17 protein-coding genes are annotated in these 14,600 nt (G+C 31.5%); 16 read left to right on the forward strand and 1 reads right to left on the reverse strand.

What is annotated here, in order from left to right; genetic code table 11:
• Positions 1–124 precede the first annotated feature (124 nt).
• Positions 125–775 carry a sporulation protein YunB gene (gene yunB, locus BUA82_RS03315; protein ID WP_073004618.1) on the forward strand — a complete coding sequence of 217 codons (651 nt, stop codon included), beginning with the start codon at positions 125–127 and terminating at the stop codon, positions 773–775.
• 139 nt (positions 776–914) lie between these two features.
• On the opposite strand, the gene hpt is transcribed toward yunB, so the two are convergent.
• Positions 915–1,439 carry a hypoxanthine phosphoribosyltransferase gene (hpt, locus tag BUA82_RS03320; RefSeq protein WP_073004621.1) on the reverse strand — a complete coding sequence of 175 codons (525 nt, stop codon included), beginning with the start codon at positions 1,437–1,439 and terminating at the stop codon, positions 915–917.
• A gap of 128 nt (positions 1,440–1,567) precedes the next feature.
• Between hpt and hflX the strand changes: the two genes are divergently transcribed.
• From hflX to secD, 15 genes are all read left to right on the forward strand, one after another.
• Entirely contained in the window at positions 1,568–3,355 is a 1,788-nt protein-coding gene (gene hflX, locus BUA82_RS03325) for a GTPase HflX (RefSeq protein ID WP_073004623.1), read from the forward strand.
• Between the two features lie 64 nt (positions 3,356–3,419).
• A complete protein-coding gene (locus BUA82_RS03330) occupies positions 3,420–3,638 on the forward strand; it encodes a hypothetical protein (protein WP_073004626.1) in 219 nt (72 codons plus the stop codon).
• A 46-nt stretch (positions 3,639–3,684) separates the two neighbouring features.
• Complete coding sequence (locus tag BUA82_RS03335) at positions 3,685–4,581, forward strand: nucleotidyltransferase domain-containing protein (protein WP_073004628.1); 897 nt, start codon at positions 3,685–3,687, stop codon at positions 4,579–4,581.
• Positions 4,582–4,667: 86 nt separating this feature from the next.
• Complete coding sequence (locus tag BUA82_RS03340) at positions 4,668–5,309, forward strand: YigZ family protein (RefSeq protein ID WP_073005143.1); 642 nt, start codon at positions 4,668–4,670, stop codon at positions 5,307–5,309.
• 100 nt (positions 5,310–5,409) lie between these two features.
• The gene (locus BUA82_RS03345) at positions 5,410–6,150 is read left to right on the forward strand and encodes a YebC/PmpR family DNA-binding transcriptional regulator (RefSeq protein WP_073004630.1); all 741 of its coding nucleotides are present in this window, start codon (positions 5,410–5,412) and stop codon (positions 6,148–6,150) included.
• 124 nt (positions 6,151–6,274) lie between these two features.
• On the forward strand, positions 6,275–6,865 hold the full coding sequence (locus tag BUA82_RS03350) for a hypothetical protein (protein WP_073004632.1): 591 nt from the start codon (positions 6,275–6,277) through the stop codon (positions 6,863–6,865).
• Positions 6,866–7,067: 202 nt separating this feature from the next.
• Positions 7,068–7,661 (forward strand): Holliday junction branch migration protein RuvA, encoded by a 594-nt coding sequence (gene ruvA, locus BUA82_RS03355; RefSeq protein ID WP_073004634.1) that lies wholly within the window; start codon positions 7,068–7,070, stop codon positions 7,659–7,661.
• Between the two features lie 12 nt (positions 7,662–7,673).
• The gene (ruvB, locus tag BUA82_RS03360) at positions 7,674–8,729 is read left to right on the forward strand and encodes a Holliday junction branch migration DNA helicase RuvB (protein ID WP_073004637.1); all 1,056 of its coding nucleotides are present in this window, start codon (positions 7,674–7,676) and stop codon (positions 8,727–8,729) included.
• Entirely contained in the window at positions 8,704–9,756 is a 1,053-nt protein-coding gene (gene queA, locus BUA82_RS03365; protein WP_423230442.1) for a tRNA preQ1(34) S-adenosylmethionine ribosyltransferase-isomerase QueA, read from the forward strand. Before ruvB ends, queA begins: the two co-directional genes overlap by 26 nt.
• 16 nt (positions 9,757–9,772) lie before the next feature.
• A complete protein-coding gene (tgt, locus tag BUA82_RS03370) occupies positions 9,773–10,903 on the forward strand; it encodes a tRNA guanosine(34) transglycosylase Tgt (RefSeq protein WP_073004639.1) in 1,131 nt (376 codons plus the stop codon).
• Positions 10,904–10,929: 26 nt separating this feature from the next.
• A complete protein-coding gene (yajC, locus tag BUA82_RS03375; protein WP_073004642.1) occupies positions 10,930–11,220 on the forward strand; it encodes a preprotein translocase subunit YajC in 291 nt (96 codons plus the stop codon).
• A 51-nt stretch (positions 11,221–11,271) separates the two neighbouring features.
• The gene (locus BUA82_RS03380) at positions 11,272–11,640 is read left to right on the forward strand and encodes a TIGR04086 family membrane protein (RefSeq protein WP_083599758.1); all 369 of its coding nucleotides are present in this window, start codon (positions 11,272–11,274) and stop codon (positions 11,638–11,640) included.
• A gap of 69 nt (positions 11,641–11,709) precedes the next feature.
• The gene (gene scfA, locus BUA82_RS03385) at positions 11,710–11,847 is read left to right on the forward strand and encodes a six-cysteine ranthipeptide SCIFF (protein WP_073004644.1); all 138 of its coding nucleotides are present in this window, start codon (positions 11,710–11,712) and stop codon (positions 11,845–11,847) included.
• 64 nt (positions 11,848–11,911) lie between these two features.
• On the forward strand, positions 11,912–13,282 hold the full coding sequence (scfB, locus tag BUA82_RS03390; protein WP_073004646.1) for a thioether cross-link-forming SCIFF peptide maturase: 1,371 nt from the start codon (positions 11,912–11,914) through the stop codon (positions 13,280–13,282).
• Between the two features lie 71 nt (positions 13,283–13,353).
• Positions 13,354–14,595, forward strand: a complete 1,242-nt coding sequence (secD, locus tag BUA82_RS03395; protein WP_073004648.1) for a protein translocase subunit SecD — start codon at positions 13,354–13,356, stop codon at positions 14,593–14,595.
• Positions 14,596–14,600 lie beyond the last annotated feature (5 nt).

Below are 14,600 nucleotides of genomic sequence, written 5' to 3' on the forward strand. Positions count from 1 at the left end.
TTCCTCCTTATCATTGTAAGTATGTATAGCAAATAAAAAGAAATTCCTGGATTTTAAAATAATATAACTTATTATAGCATAATAATAAATTGATTACACTAGAAAATTAATTAATGGGGGGCCTATGCTAAAGTATAACAAATACAAGAAAAAATCCAAATTTAAAACAGAAGTATTTTTTGTTCTTTCTATATTATTTTTATTATTTAGTATATTTATTTATGCCTTTGACAGAATAGTTATGCCCACTGTAATAATAGTGGCAGAAAGTGAGATTAAAGCTAAAGTTAGCGAAATAATAAGCGCTAATGCACTTTTAATTTACAAAGAGGGGTTTAATTATGATGAACTAGTTAAGATAGAAAAAGATGTAGACGGGTATATAACCATGGTTAGAACGGATACTTTAAAAATGAATAATCTTGCATCTTCGGTAGCTTTAAAGTCTCAAAAGGATATTTCTAATATAGGGAATATGGGCATTAAGTTCCCTATAGGATATATTACTAAAAATAATATAATGTCTTATTGGGGACCAAAGATTACAATAAAAATGGAACCTATAGGACATACTAAAACCAGTTATGATTCTAAATTTGAAACTGCAGGTATTAATCAAACTAGGCATAAGATTTATTTGAATATGGAATCAAAGGTGAGAATAATCATACCCTTACAGAGCAGGGAAGTAGAGCTTAAGACAGAAATCCCTATAGTGGAAACCATTATAGTGGGTAAAGTTCCAAGAACTAATATAGATCTTGATCCTAAATAAAAGAACTCTATTATCAACAATAGCTATTAAAAGTATAAAAAACCCCTGTTAAAAACAGGGGATTCTATATTGTAAGTTATTCTGATTCTTTTTCAGAAAAACTATCATTCATTCTAAATTTTAAATTCTAAATTAACACCTATTCTTCCCAATTAAATACGTAAGGTATATTTCTGTAATAATCTCCATAATTTAAACCATATCCCACTACAAAAACATCTTCTATTTCAAAACAACAGTAATCAGGAGTTAAATCTAATTTTCTTCTAGAAGGTTTATCTAATAGAACACAGGATTTTACAGAATTAGCTCCTCTTTCTTTAGCATAATTCATAACAAAATCCATAGTAATACCAGAATCTATAATATCATCTACCACTAAAACATCATAACCAGTTATATCATCAGGGATATCATTAACCACTTTTACAATACCTGTGCTTTCTTCACCGTGTCCATAACTTGAAGTTGTCATAAATCCAATTTTCACATCAGTAGTTATTTCACGTACAAGGTCAGCTGTAAAAATAAAGCTGCCTCTAAGTAAAGAAAGAACATATAGTTTTTTACCTGTATAATCTTTAGTAATAGTGCCAGCAACAATTTTGATTTTGTCTTTTATGGAATTTTCATCAATAAGTATGTTCCTCTTTTTCTCTTCCATGTTAATCCTCCAAACTATAATAACATATTTACAACGTTGTTCTTATAGTATAAAATTAAATGAAAGTTGTCAAGAAGTATAGATTTGAGTTAAATGCCCTTAAATAAAGGCCTTATGGAGGTGCTTATATGATAAATGGAAATATTGAAGGAGTTAGAAATTCACAGCTTCAATTACTTGAAAAGTTATACGATATTAAAGTTCCTAAATATTCCATAGCTACAGAAGAAATAATAAATACTATGGTTTCTGTAACCTCTTATATTGAAAGAGAAATTAGTATAGCTATAGATAGAAAAGGTAATGTGATTAATGTATCCATTGGTGATAGTGGCATGGTAGAGATACCTATAATAGATATTTCTGAAAGAAAGCTATCAGGAATTAGAATTATCCACACTCATCCTAACGGTAACTCTAGATTGTCTGCTTTAGATGTATCGGCGTTAATAAAATTAAAATTAGATTGTCTTGTGGCAGTTGGGGTTTATGATGAAAATATTACAGATTTATCATTAGGATTTTGTGGTATAGAAAATGATGTGTTAATGGCTGAAACATTAAATAATCTTACTATGGAAAAAGCTATTAATATGAATATTTTAGATAGAATTCAGTATTCTGAAAATATAATAAAAGATTCCAATGTTTTAGAGGATAATGGTGAAAGAGCTATAATAGTAGGATGTGACAGTGAGGAGAGTTTAGAGGAACTTTCTGAACTTTCTAGTGCCTGCGAGATACCCGTAGTTTATAGTGTTTATCAAAATAGGAGTAAAATAGATTCTGCTTATTATATTGGCAGCGGTAAAGTGGAAGAAATAGCGCTTCTAAGGCAGGCTTATAGAGCTAATGTTATCATCTTTGATGATGAACTTTCAGGCTCTCAAGTTAGAAATCTAGAAGAAGCCATTGGAGTAAAGGTAATAGATAGAACTACGTTAATATTGGAGATATTTGCTACTAGGGCAAAAAGTAGAGAGTCTAGAATTCAAGTAGAATTAGCTCAATTAAAGTATAGACTATCTAGGTTAGCAGGCTTAGGAACAGTTCTTTCCCGTACTGGGGGTGGTATAGGCACTAGAGGACCTGGAGAAAAGAAGTTGGAAACGGATAGAAGGCACATAAAAGAAAGAATTTATGACCTTAGTAGTGAACTAGAAAAGATTAAAAGAAATAGGGAGACTCAAAGAGAAAAAAGAAACAAGCAAAACATACCAAGGGTATCATTGGTAGGGTATACCAATGCAGGAAAATCTACTTTAAGAAATGCATTAGTGGATATTGCAGCAGAAAAAGATATGCTTAAAAAAGAAAAAGTTTTTGAAGCAGATATGCTATTTGCTACTTTAGACATCACCACCAGGGCTATAACACTTCCTGATAATAGGCCTGTTACATTAACGGACACTGTGGGTTTTGTGAGAAAATTGCCTCATGAACTGGTGGAAGCTTTTAAATCTACATTAGAAGAGGTTATATATTCAGATTTGCTATTACATGTGGTGGATGCATCCTCAGAGGAAGCCTTGGAGCAAATAGATGCAGTGGATAATGTATTGTTTGAATTAGGCGCTTTAAATAAACCAACTATTATACTTTTAAATAAAATAGATAAATCCACTGAAGAAAATTTAAATGTAATTAAATTAGCTATAGGAGAAAAAGAATATAAAGAAATTTCGGCAAAACATAATATAAATTTAGATATTCTTTTAGAAAGCATTTCTAAAAAGCTGCCTTATACCCTTAAAACTGCTGAATTTTTAATTCCTTATTCTGATCAAAGCGTTACAGCATTTATTCATAGAAATGGAAAGGTTCTAGAAGAGGATTATAAGGATACTGGGACTTTTATAAAAGCTCAAGTAGATGATGAAGTGTATAATAAATGTGCTAAATATATAATAGAATGAAAATAGGGCATATTCAAAGTATAATTTATAAACATAGAATCATAATATTTATGAGGTGATGTTCATGGAAAGAATATGCCCTGTTTGCAATAAATTATATAATATTTCAATAAGATGTTCAAAATGCGGAAATCTCATGGCTGAAAAAGGTAGAGATGATGAATATTTAGATGATTACACTGCAAATATGCCTTTAGAAAACTCTACCTGTTGTACTCACATTTTTTATTGCTATAAATGTGATAAAATGGAAAAGATTTGTATTAATAATGAATTTATGTGATAATTAAGTTGTTAGGTTACAATTATAGGTAATTGGGGGATGCATTATGGACAATATAATTATTAAATATCAAAAAGCTTATAATAAAATTATAGAAGAATTAAAAAACAATGGTAAAATACTGGCTGTTATGGTGTTTGGTAGCATGGTAAGCGGAGATTTATGGGATGAATCCGACATTGACCTCTTTGTTATAAAGGAAGGACAAGAATTGGAAATGGAAAATATTTATACGGAATATTATGGTGTTCCAATACATGTAAAGTTAATGTCAAAACAAAAGTTTTTACAGCTCAGCGATAGTAATTTTAGAGGAGGATTTCTTCACAGGGTATTTGCTTCCTCAAAATTAGTGTTTTCCAAAGATTTTGATATTACCAATATCTACAATAGGGGAAGGTATTTCTCTGATATAGACAAAGATAAATGGAATATGGTTTATCTAGGGGATCTTTTAAAGGATTTAGGGGTATGTAAAAAGTATATTCAAAATGAAAAAATATACACTTCCTATGCTCTATCCATAAGATGTATTGAAAGTTATTCCAGATTATATGTGAATAATTCAGGATATATGGTAAACAAAGATACCATATCCTTAGCTATGAATTTAAATAATGACTTTAAACATCACGTAGATAAAATATTTTTCAGTTGTGATAAGGACTCTGAAGTTATTAAAGATTTAGTTAAATATATAGAAGATAATTTAAAGGAAGTTTTAAAAAGCAGTGCATCCTTGCTTTTAGATTACATGAAGTCTAAAGATAAAGTTTTAAGTGCTACAGATATAAAAACTGATAAACTTTTTCAAGGCTATGATATTAATATTGAAGAAATACTAAAAGAGCTATGGAAAAATAATTATATTAAAAGGCAGTATAGAGATTATAAATCAGAAGATGGCGATGTTATATTAAAAGAAAATGTATATTATATTTAATATTATGGTGCCAGGCATGTGACAAGTTTATAAAATATTATATATACCCTTAATTGGGTATTTTTTATGCAGGATGGGAGGTAGAAATCATGTATAAAACCATAAAAAGAGAAGCTAGTGATGAATTTGAAGAAAAAAAATCTACCTTTATTGGATACGTTAAGAGGATTGAAACAGAAGAAGAAGCAAAAGAATTTATTAATAAAATTAAAAGTGAAAATAGGGAAGCTAGGCATAATGTTTATGCTTATATCGTAGGAGAAAATAAAGGGATACAAAGATATAGTGATGATGGTGAGCCACAAGGAACAGGGGGAATACCAGTACTGGAGGTCATTAAAAAGAATGAACTTACGGATACGGTTGTTGTGGTTACTAGATATTTTGGAGGGGTTCTCCTAGGGGCTGGAGGATTAACTAGAGCATACACTAAAGGGGCTAGTATAGCTGTAAAAGCTGGGGGAATAGTGAATAAGGTATATGCTCATAAACTCCATGTAAAAATAGATTATGACTTGTTAGGAAAGCTTCAATATACAGCAGAACAGAATTTATGGTTTGTAAAGGACATAGAATATGGAGAAAATGTAATCATAACTTTCATAGGTGAAGACTGTGAAAGTATGATAGAGAAGATAATTGATATATCTAGAGGTAAAGCTTCAATAACTAAGGAAGAGGCAGAAATATTTTTTAAAGAAGAAAAGAACTATTATGAAAATGTATAGCAATAGTAAATAAGCTAACATTGAATAGAAAGAAACCATGTGATATAATATTTATTGTTTTTTCATTTAAGTAAAAGTCTAAATGTTAGGAGGATTAGCTATGTCAGGTCATTCAAAATGGCATAATATACAGGCGAAAAAGAGTAAAGTTGATGCTAAAAGAGGAAAGATCTTTACTAAAATAGGTAAAGAGCTTATGGTGGCAGTAAAAAATGGTGGTCCTAGTGAAGATACTAACTCAAAGTTAAGGGATGTAATTGCTAAGGCAAAGTCTGTAAATATGCCTTCGGATAATATTCAAAGAGCCATTAAAAAAGCAGCTGGAGAATTAGATTCTGTAAATTATGAAGATATCATATATGAAGGTTATGGTCCTTCAGGAATAGCAGTGATAGTAGAATCATTAACAGATAATAAGAACAGAACAGCAGGTAATGTTAGACATGCTTTTACAAAGCATGGTGGTAATTTAGGTTCCACAGGTTGCGTTAGCTTTATGTTCCAAAGAAAAGGTCAAATAGTTATAGAAAAAAATGACAGTATAGATGAAGATGAAATGATGATGATGGCACTAGAAGCTGGAGCAGAGGACTTTTCTTCTGAAGAAGAAGTTTATATAGTTACCACTACCCCAGAAGATTTTGGTGCAGTAAGAGAAGCTATGGAAACAAATAACGTAGAATTCTTAGAAGCTGAAATCAAAATGGTACCTGATACATATACAGTTATCGATGAAGAAACTTCTACTAGCTTCCAAAAGCTTCTAGATGCTTTAGAAGATGATGATGACGTTCAAAACGTATACCACAATGCAGAATTCCCAGAGGGTTGGGACGAATAATAAATATATTCTATTATAGAAAATGGCATTCTTTAAATTAGGTGATGAATTTAAAGAATGCCATTTTAAAATGTGTATATTTTATCTAAACATGGACATAATTCCCTATAGGGAGTGATGTAATGTGAAAAGAAAGATAACCATTATAACTATTTTAGCAATTACTGCACTTATAAGTATATTTTCCTTAAGCTATTATTTTTCCAAAACTAACTTGTTTAAAGAAAAAAGCAAGGACGTGGATAAAAGTACTTTTTCTTCAGGGTTAGAACTAAGTGAAGATACCAGCATAGTTACAAAAAGTAAAGATGATAAAACCGGAGAGTATACAAATTATAAGGCTATGAAATATAAAGACTTTATAAAGCAGTTTAATTATACTGGAAAGGCTGATAGAGAGTCTTTAGAAAAATTTATGACAGAAAAAAATTACAAGTTGGAAAGTAAAAGCGATAAAGAATTAATATTTATAAAGTCTTCTGAAAAAGCACTGCTTAAAAATAAATTTTATTTAGGAGTTACGGAAGAGGGCTATATATGTATATATAAGTGCAATGATGAAGGAAAGTTATTTATTGAAGACAAAAAACAGGATATAAGTAAGAGAAAGATTGATGACTTGCAAGATTATGAAAAGAATAAAGTTAAAAATCACGAGTTTATGTTTAACACCAAAGAAGAAGCATTAGATGCATTAAGTGAATATGATTCATAGATTTAAAAGATTATTCCTCAAAAGCTTAAGATTTCAGTAGGGTACTTAATAATATCTACTGAAGGTATTGAGTTTTTGAGGATGTTTTTTTATTCATGTACAGTGAATTATTGATAAATTCTATTTTAAATGCTAAAGTAGAATATGTATTTTTAAGTAAGAGCGAATTGTGATATTAGTGATAATTTTGAGGTGAAGGTCAATGTATGATTATATTAAAGGTATTTACATGGGCATGCATAAGGAATATGTAGTAGTGGAGAATAATGGTATAGGGTATAAAATCTCAGTATCTGGAAGTACTATATCTGAGCTTCCCAAAAAGGAAGAAGAGGTATTACTTTATATTGAGCAGATGGTAAGAGAAGATTTCATAGGCCTTTATGGCTTTTTTAGTAAAGAAGAAAGAGAAATGTTTAATTTGCTATTGACCATAAATGGTGTAGGAGCTAAAGCAGCCTTATCCTTACTGTCTATATCTTCAGTGCACAATCTTAAATATGCTATATTAATAGGGGATGAAAAAACCCTTACTAGAGCACCGGGTGTAGGTAAAAAAATAGCTCAAAGGATTATTTTAGAACTTAAAGATAAACTTAAAGGCCAAGAGGTTGCAGGTATTATAGCTAATAATGCAGAAGACATATCTAAAGATAATAATATATCAGAAGCCCTTCAAGCGCTACTAGCTTTAGGATATACTGAAAGAGAGGCTAACAAAGCTTTAGAAAAAGTAAATAAAGCTGAAACTATAGAAAACATTATAAAGGAAGCTTTAAAATATTTAATGGGTTAGGGGGATATAAAAATGGATGACAGAATTATAACCACATCTACCCTGGGTGAGGACTTTGCTTCAGAATACAGTTTAAGGCCACAAAAAATAAGTGAATATATTGGTCAAGACAAGGTTAAGGAAAGACTAAAAATATTTATAAAAGCAGCGAGCATGAGAAATGAAGCTTTAGATCATGTGCTATTATATGGTCCACCCGGACTAGGGAAAACTACTTTAGCAAACATCATTGCTAAAGAGATGAAAGGAAGCTTAAAAATAACTTCTGGACCAGCCATAGAGAGGGCTGGAGATTTAGCGGCTATTTTAACCACTTTAAAGGATAACGATGTGCTATTTATAGATGAAATACATAGATTAAATAGAACCGTAGAAGAAATTCTATATCCTGCTATGGAAGATTATGCTTTAGATATAGTTTTAGGAAAAGGTGCTTCAGCGAAGTCTATAAGGTTGGATTTATCAAAGTTTACTTTGATAGGTGCTACCACCAGAGTGGGTATGCTTACGTCTCCTTTAAGGGATAGATTTGGAGTGCTTTGCTCCATGGAGTACTATGATGATGAGCAGTTAAAGGAAATAATAGTTAGATCTGCTGGTATTTTAGGTTGCAAAATAGATACAAAAGGCGCATTGGAAATTGCCAAGAGATCTAGGGGTACTCCTAGAGTAGCTAATAGGCTATTAAAAAGAGTTAGAGATTACTCCGAAGTTATGGGAAATGAAAGTATTAATTGTGAAACTGCAAAGCAAGCTCTAGAGCTTCTAGAAGTAGACGGAGAAGGCTTTGATAGAATTGACAATAAAATTTTAGAAGCTATAGTGGATAATTTTAATGGTGGACCGGTAGGTATTGAAACTTTATCCTATTTTATAGGTGAAGAGTTAGATACCATTCAAGATGTATATGAACCTTATCTTCTTCAGAGAGGATTTATAATTAGAACTCCCAGGGGAAGAGTTGCTTCAGATAAAGCATATGCACATCTAAAAAGAACCAAGCCAGAAGAGAAAAACGATCAGCTTGGACTTTTTGACAATAATGATAATACAAAAGAAGGTGTTTAATTTGGAAGTTAGTGAATTTAATTTTGATTTGCCTGAAGAGCTTATTGCCCAACATCCATTGGAACAACGAGATTCCTCAAGGCTTATGGTTTTAAACAAAGAAACTGGAAATATAGAACACAGGATTTTTAAAGATATTTTAGACTATTTAAATGAAGGTGATACTTTAGTACTTAATGATACCAGAGTAATACCTGCTAGGCTTATAGGGGAAAAGATAGAATCTGGCGGGAAAATTGAATTTCTATTATTGAAACGTATTTCACAAGACCAGTGGGAATGCCTTGCTAAACCTGGAAAGAAAGCTAAACCAGGTGCTGAATTTACCTTTGGACAGGGTAAATTAAAAGCCGTAGTAAAAGAAGTTTTAGAAAATGGAAACAGAATAATAAAATTTAAATATACAGGGATTTTTGAACAAATATTAGATGAATTAGGCCAAATGCCATTACCGCCTTATATACACGAAAGCTTAGAAGATAAGGAAAGATACCAAACCGTTTATTCTAAAGAAAAAGGTTCAGCTGCTGCTCCCACAGCAGGACTCCATTTTACAAAAGAGTTATTAGAAAAAATCCAGGATAAAAAAATAAATATAGTATACGTCACTCTTCACGTAGGGCTTGGAACCTTTAGGCCGGTTAAAGTGGATAAGATTGAAGAACATGAAATGCATTCAGAATATTACATAATGAGCAAAGAAACAGCAGATATTATCAATGACACTAAAAGAAAGGGTAAAAGGATAATAGCCGTGGGTACTACCTCTTGCAGAACCTTAGAAACCATAGGTGATGAGTGCTCTAAAGTAAAAGAACAAAGTGGCTGGACAGATATTTTCATCTACCCTGGATATAAGTTTAAAATAGTGGATGCTCTAATTACTAATTTCCATCTTCCTGAATCTACATTAATTATGCTAGTAAGCGCATTGGCAGGTAAGGAAAATGTCTTAAATGCATACCATACTGCCATAAGTAAAAAATATAGATTTTTTAGTTTCGGAGATGCAATGTTTATTAAATAGTGAGGAAGGTGAAAATATGTATAAGTTATTAAAAAAGAAAAATAGCGTAAGACGTGGGGAATTTCACACACCTCATGGAACTATACAAACTCCGGTATTTATGAATGTAGGGACCTTAGCAGCAATAAAAGGTGCTGTTTCTTCTATGGATTTAAAAGAAATAGGATGTCAAGTAGAATTATCCAATACCTACCACCTTCATTTAAGACCAGGTGATGAAGTTGTTAGAAAAATGGGCGGACTACATAAATTTATGAATTGGGATAGGCCAATTCTCACTGATTCAGGTGGATTTCAGGTGTTTTCCTTAGCTAAACTTAGACAAATAAAAGAAGAAGGGGTTTATTTTAATTCCCATATAGATGGCAGAAGAATTTTTATGGGCCCGGAAGAGTCTATGAGAATACAAAGTAACCTTGGATCTACTATAGCTATGGCTTTTGATGAGTGCATCCCAAATCCTTCTACTAGGGAATATGTTTTAAAGTCTGTAGACAGAACCACAAGATGGTTAGAAAGATGTAAAATAGAAATGGACAGATTAAATTCCTTAGAAGGTACTGTAAATAATAAACAGATGCTTTTTGGAATTAATCAAGGTGGAACCTATGATGATATAAGAATTGAACATGCTAAGACCATTTCTAAGATGAACCTGGATGGTTATGCAATCGGCGGCTTAGCTGTAGGAGAAACCCATGAAGAAATGTACAGAATTATTTCTTCTGTAGTACCATATTTGCCACAAGATAAGCCTATTTATCTTATGGGTGTGGGTTTACCCAGCAACATTTTAGAAGCTGTAGAAAGAGGAGTAGATTTCTTTGATTGTGTACTTCCTGCTAGAAATGGAAGACACGGACATGTGTTTACTTCCACAGGAAAAATAAATATAATGAATGCTAAGTATGAACTAGATGATAATCCTATCGATAAAGGTTGTGGTTGTCCTACATGCCAGCATTATTCTAGAGCTTATATAAGGCATCTTTTTAAAGCAAAAGAAATGTTAGCTATGAGACTTTGTGTATTGCATAATTTATATTTTTATAATAAACTAATGGAAGAAATAAGAAATGCCATAGATGGTGATTATTTCGAAGATTATAAAGAAGAAAAGCTTCACGCATGGAGTGGTAACGTCTAATTTATATTAAGTAAGGAGGAAAATATATGCCAAATCTAGCATCTTTAGGAGGATTTTTACCTCTTATAGGAATGTTAATTGTATTTTATTTATTTCTTATAATCCCAGAAAATAAAAGAAAGAAAAAATACAATGAAATGATTAATAATTTAAGAGTAAATGATGAAATTATAACAAGAGGGGGCATCATTGGGAAAATTGTAAATATCCAAGATGACTTTGTTATAGTAGAAAGCGGCCCAGATAAAGGAAGATTTAAGCTTTCAAAACAAGGTATTTCTAATTTAGTAACTAAAACTGAAGAAACTGAAAAATAGTAATATTCATCCCCTTATTTACATATTTAATAGTAAATAGGGGGTGTTTTATTGAATAGATTAGAGTATTTTAAAAAGATAATGAAAGGTGTTATTTTCGCCTTAGTGATTACCATCTCATTAGTATTTATTTTAAGTTTGGTTATGACATTTATGGATATCAGCATAGCAACAAGAAATGTATCCAGTGTTGTAATCACCTGTCTCAGTGTTTTTTTAGGCACAGTATATGCATCTAGAAGTATAAATAAAAAAGGGTGGCTAACAGGAATAGTAGTGGCTGTAGGATATGTATTTTGCTTATTTATTATTTATGCAGCTTTAAACAAACAAGTTACCTTTACTAATAAGGATTTGTATAGACTTATCCTAGCAATTACAGTGGGAGCATTATCAGGAATGCTTGGAATCAATATGTAAAAACTATTTCCAGGTTAACATAGATATGCTATAATATTCAGGTACAGTATTAGAATGGAGGAATTTTAGATGAAGCATATTAGAACAATCAACAAATCAAACATTAAGAATAGTTTAAAGAAGCCAGGATGTAAAGAATGTGCAAACTCCTGCCAATCAGCTTGCAAAACTTCCTGCACAGTTGCTAATCTAGCTTGCGAAAATTAAAAATACCTTATGGAGGCAGTAACGTAACTGTTACTGCCTTGTATTTGGTTAAGGAGGAACAATAATGACATTAGTGCACAAATTTATTCAAGATAAGGAATTCTACGTAATCGATGTAAATTCTGGTTCTGTACATTTAGTAGATGAACTAGTATATGATTTAATAGATGAGGACAAGCTTAAAGGTCTTGAAGATTTAAAAAATGCTTTAACAAGTAAATATAACGAAAATGACATAGAAGAAGCTTATAATGATATAAAAGAGTTAGTAAGTGAAGGTATGTTGTATTCTATGGATTTATATGAACATATAGCTATGAATGATAATAATCCATCTTATGTGAAAGCTCTTTGCTTGAATATAATACATGATTGCAATTTAAGATGTAAATACTGTTTTGCTGATGAAGGTGAATATAAAGGATGTAGAAAACCTATGCCGGCAAGTATAGGAAAAAAAGCAATAGATTGGGTAATAAAGCATAGCGGACCAAGAAAAAATATAGAAGTGGACTTATTTGGTGGAGAACCTTTAATGGTTTTTAATACTATAAAAGAAATAGTAGATTATGCTAGGGAACAAGAAAAAATATATAATAAAAACATCAGATTTACTATGACCACCAATGCCACTTTACTTAATGATGAAATAATGGAATATATAGATAAAAATATGGGGAATATAGTTCTATCTATAGATGGTAGAAAGTCAATAAATGACCAGGTAAGGGTAAGGGTAGACGGCAGTGGAAGTTATGATAGAATTTTACCTAAAATTAAATCCATGGTTTCTCGTAGAGATCCAGAAAAGCAATATTATGTAAGAGGAACCTTTACAAGAAATAATACAGACTTTTTTGAAGATATCATGTCTCTTGCCAATGAAGGCTTTAAAGAAATATCCGTGGAGCCAGTAGTTTTACCTGATGAACATGAATTATCCTTAAGAAGAGAAGACATTCCAGTGATCTTTAAGCAATATGATAAGTTATATAAAGAAATGCTTAAGAGACACCAGGAGGGTAATGAATTTAAATTCTACCATTTCAATATAGACTTAAATGGAGGCCCTTGTGTTTATAAAAGAATATCTGGATGTGGAGCAGGTCACGAGTATGTAGCTATAACACCAGATGGAGATATATATCCTTGTCACCAGTTTGTAGGCAATAATGATTTCTTATTAGGAAATATAAACGATGATGAAGAAATAAATATGGAAATTTCTAATGAATTTAAGGAAGCTCACATATATAATAAGCCAAAATGCAAAGAATGCTGGGCAAGGTTTTATTGTAGTGGAGGCTGTCAAGCAAATAACTTTAACTTTAATGGAGATATCCATGTGCCTTATGAAATTGGTTGTGAACTACAGAAAAAGCGTATTGAATGTGCCATTGCTTTAAAAGCAAATACAATGGAGCCTCAGGAATAATTACCTTTTATTGACTATAATTGTAAATGATAATATAATTAATTTTAACAGCATAACAGAGGGGGATAAGAATGAAAACAAAAGCTAGAAGCAATATAATATTCATAGTTACTGTTGTATTAATAGCGCTCTTTTCTTTTATAGGTGCTAAAGGGGTAGTAATAGGTGGATATAGAGTTAAATCCTTTGAACAGCTAATAACTAAAGGTCTGGACCTTCAAGGGGGAGTATCTGTTCTCTTAGAAATAATTGATAAAGAGGTAAAACCTGAGGAGCTAGAAAGAACTAAAGAACTTCTAAATTTGAGAGTTAATAAGATAGGTGTAAGCGAAACAGTAGTCACTACAGAAGGTAATAGGCGTATAAGAATTGACATTCCAGGAATGTATGATTCTCAAGGAATAGTAGATGCTCTTTCAAAAACCGGTAAACTTACCTTTAAAGATCCAGAAGGTAAAGAAGTATTAACTGGAAGCGATATAACTAAAGCTGCCACTCAATTCAATGAATATAATCAACCTGTAATTGGACTTGAGATGAGTGAAGAAGGAAGAAAGAAATTTGCAGATGCCACTACTAAATTTGTAGGTCAAAAGATTTCTATATTTATGGATGAAGATTTATTAACAGATCCAGTGGTAGAAGGACCTATAACACAAGGTAAGGCTGTTATTACAGGAAATAGAAGCGTAGAAGAAGCTAAAAGGATAGCTGGTATAATAAATGCAGGAGCACTTCCTTTAGAAGTAAAGGCAGCATCAGTAAGAACTGTAGGACCTCAACTAGGAGCTAATGCATTCCCTAATGCGGTAAAGGCAGGAATGATAGGTGTATTAGTGGTATTTATATTTATGATCGCATATTACAGATTACCAGGACTTCTTGCAGATATAGCATTAACACTATATATAATATTAGTATTATTAGCTTTTTCATATATAGGGGTAACCTTAACTTTACCAGGTATAGCAGGATTTTTGCTTACCATTGGTATGGCTGTAGATGCTAATGTGTTAATTTTTGAAAGAATAAAAGAAGAACTTAGAACAGGAAAGTCTATAAGGTCTTCTGTAGATTCAGGATTTGATAGAGCCTTATCCTCTATATTGGATTCAAATATAACTACTATTATTGCTGGAGTAGTTTTGTATTTCCTTGGTTCAGGAGCGGTTAAAGGTTTTGCCTTAACATTAATTATAGGTATTGTGTTAAGTATGTTTACTGCTATTATAGTTACTAAATTCTTAGTTCATACAGCATTAAATATGGGAATCATGAGTAAACCTGAGCTATTTGGGGTTAAGAGGGGGTAATTAAA

The sequence above is a fragment of the Clostridium amylolyticum genome, assembly GCF_900142075.1.
GTDB lineage: Bacteria > Bacillota > Clostridia > Clostridiales > Clostridiaceae > Clostridium_AA > Clostridium_AA amylolyticum.